This window comes from Dietzia sp. CW19 (assembly GCF_014145265.1).
GTDB classification, from domain to species: Bacteria; Actinomycetota; Actinomycetes; order Mycobacteriales; family Mycobacteriaceae; genus Dietzia; species Dietzia natronolimnaea.
This window is the reverse complement of sequence record NZ_JAALEE010000440.1, coordinates 1-2,618: the sequence shown is the minus strand read 5'-3', so window position 1 is coordinate 2,618 and position 2,618 is coordinate 1. Positions and strand designations below refer to the sequence as shown.

Below are 2,618 nucleotides of genomic sequence, written 5' to 3'. Positions count from 1 at the left end.
CTCGAGGGCCTGGTCACGGACTGACCCGGGGGTGGCGGCCGATCGGCGACGAAACATCGCCGTCTGGTGCGACGATGTCCCCCGAGACAGCAGTACTGTGTCGGGGAGCACCAGCCGTGCGCCGACCACGAACCGCACGAACCGCACACCGACGAGGAGCACCATCTGCAATGGCGGATTCCAACGACACCGTGACCATCGCGACCAGCGAGGGCGCGCCCGGCACGACCCTCCTGGGCATCGGCGCCTACCGTCCACGTCGCGTGGTGAGCAACGAGGAGATCTGCGAGACGATTGACTCGAGCTCCGAGTGGATCTACGAGCGCTCTGGGATCCTCAACCGCCGCGTGGCGGAGCCGGACGAGACGATCGTCTCCATGTCGAGCGAGGCCGCCAAGAAGGCCGTGGCCTCCGCCGGCATCGATCCGGAGCTCATCGACGCGGTGATCGTGTGCACCTCCACCAACTGGACGCAGGTGCCGCACGCGGCTCCGCAGGTGGCCACCGATCTCGGCCGCAACGGCATCGCCGCGTTCGACCTGACCGCCGGCTGCGCGGGGTTCGGCTACGGCCTGGCCGTGGCCACCACCATGATCCGCGGCGGCGGCGCCCGGTACGTCGTGGTGGTGGGCGTGGAGAAGATGACTGACGGCATCGACTTCTCCGACCGCAACACCGCCTTCATCTTCGGCGACGGCGCGGGCGCCGTGGTGGTGGGCCCGTCGGAGACCAATGACGTCAGCCCGGTGGTGTGGGGGTCCGACGGCGAGAAGGGCGACGCCATCCGCCAGACCAAGGACTTCAAGCAGTACGTGGACGAGGTCGATGCCTCCGCGGCCGCCGCGCGCGAGGAGGCCGTGCTCCAGCCCTACCTGGTCATGGACGGCTCCAAGGTGTTCCGCTGGGCCGCCGTGCAGGTGTCCAAGGTGTGCGCGCAGACGCTGGAGACCGCGGGCGTGACCGCCGAGCAGATCCAGGCGTTCATCCCCCACCAGGCCAACGGCCGCATCAACTCGGCCATGGCCAAGCACCTCGGACTCCCCGACTCGGTCGCGATCGCCAACGACATCGAGCAGACCGGCAACACCTCCGCCGCCTCGATCCCGCTGGCGATGGAGGCCATGCTGCGCGACGGCGAGGCCCAGCCCGGTCAGGTCGCGCTGTGCATCGGCTTCGGCGCGGGGCTGTCCTACGCCGGCCAGGTCGTGCGTCTGCCCGCCGCACCGCCCGTCGACTGACGGCTCCTCGGCCTCAGGTCCGGTGCGTCCCGCGGCCCCGGTTCACGAGAACCGGGGCCGCAACTCTGCCAGATGGACAAGCGTTCATGAGAGAGTGATCTCATGCACACCTCACGTCTCCGCCGCTGCGCGCGCCCGGCGATCACCGGCGCCGTGGCGGCCGCCGCATCACTCCTGCTGACCTCACTCGTGTCCCCCGTCGCGGCAGGGTCGACCCCGGCGATCCCCGCCGCTCCCCCGTCCACCGGGTCCACGATCGAGCAGGCCAGCGGCTCCACGCAGACGCTGGGGCAGAACATCGCAGGTCAGATGAGTGGCGACGGCCTCGGCCCGTCCGTCTACGCCGGCACAGGAACCGGCCCGGCCCGTTATGTGGCGCTGGGCGATTCGTACGCTGCCGTCGGCCGGGTGGCACCGGGAGCCTGGGGTGCCGGGCCGGTCGCCTGTGTGCGTACCGACGACGCCTATCCGACAGTCGTGGCCCGTGAGCTCGGTGTGGGGACCTTCATCAACGCCAGCTGCGGCGGAGCCACCGCCGACGATTTCTGGGAGCCCGCGCGCAACGGAGCCCCGCCCCAGCTCGACGCCCTGGATACGCAGACAGACCTCGTCACACTGACCATCGGCGGCAACGACGTCGGGTTCGCGGCGGTGATCGTGGCCTGCGCCCTCCGGCCCAACACCGCCCCCGAGCTCCTGCCGATGGTGGACTCAGTGACCTCGCGACTCGCCGAGGGCTTCGATGCCACCACCGGGTGCTCCGACGTGATCGACCGCCAGGCCGCTCAGGCCCTCGAGGAGCTCGACGGGCGTATGGACTTGGTGTACGCCGAGATCGCCCGGCGCTCCCCCGACGCCCGCGTGGTGACCGTGGGCTACCTCTCCGCGATCCCGGACGACCAGACCCTGCTCGCCTCGCCCGACTGTGCCCCGTTCATCGCGATCTCCGAGGCCGAACGGGACAAGGTCCGCGGGTTCCAGGAGAGCATCAACCGGGTGGTCCGCGACGCAGCACAGCGCAACGGGGCGACCGTCGTGATCCCCGACGAGCCCGGGCACTCGATGTGTACGCCCCCGGAGACCCGATGGGTCGACTTCACCGGCCTGCAGACCGCCTCGGTGCCCGTGCATCCCACGTCCGCCGGGCACGCCCACGTGGCCGGTCGGGTGCTGTCCGCGCTGTCGGGGTAGCGCCGACGCCGGCCGACAAGAATAGAATTTGCTTAGTTGCCACAACTACCAACGGTGGGGATCGGGGATTGCAGACTGCGGTCATGTTCACTCCCCTACCCCGCCGCTCCGCCGGCGCACGCACCCTCACCACGACCCTCGCGCTGGCAGCCTCCCTCGCGCTGGCCGCCGCGCCCGTCGCGGCCGCGC

2 protein-coding genes are annotated in these 2,618 nt (G+C 70.6%); both read left to right on the top strand.

What is annotated here, in order from left to right; translation table 11 throughout:
- The first annotated feature begins 170 nt into the window (after positions 1–170).
- Complete coding sequence (locus tag G6021_RS12985) at positions 171–1,238, top strand: beta-ketoacyl-ACP synthase III (protein WP_182611095.1); 1,068 nt, start codon at positions 171–173, stop codon at positions 1,236–1,238.
- A gap of 102 nt (positions 1,239–1,340) precedes the next feature.
- Complete coding sequence (locus G6021_RS12980) at positions 1,341–2,429, top strand: SGNH/GDSL hydrolase family protein (RefSeq protein WP_182641470.1); 1,089 nt, start codon at positions 1,341–1,343, stop codon at positions 2,427–2,429.
- Positions 2,430–2,618: the final 189 nt, after the last annotated feature.

Excerpts from the sequence above, each read along its gene's own strand:
- G6021_RS12980 (WP_182641470.1), top strand. The coding sequence starts at position 1,341 with ATGCACACCTCACGTCTCCGCCGCTGCGCGCGCCCGGCGATCACCGGC.
- G6021_RS12985 (WP_182611095.1), top strand. The coding sequence starts at position 171 with ATGGCGGATTCCAACGACACCGTGACCATCGCGACCAGCGAGGGCGCG.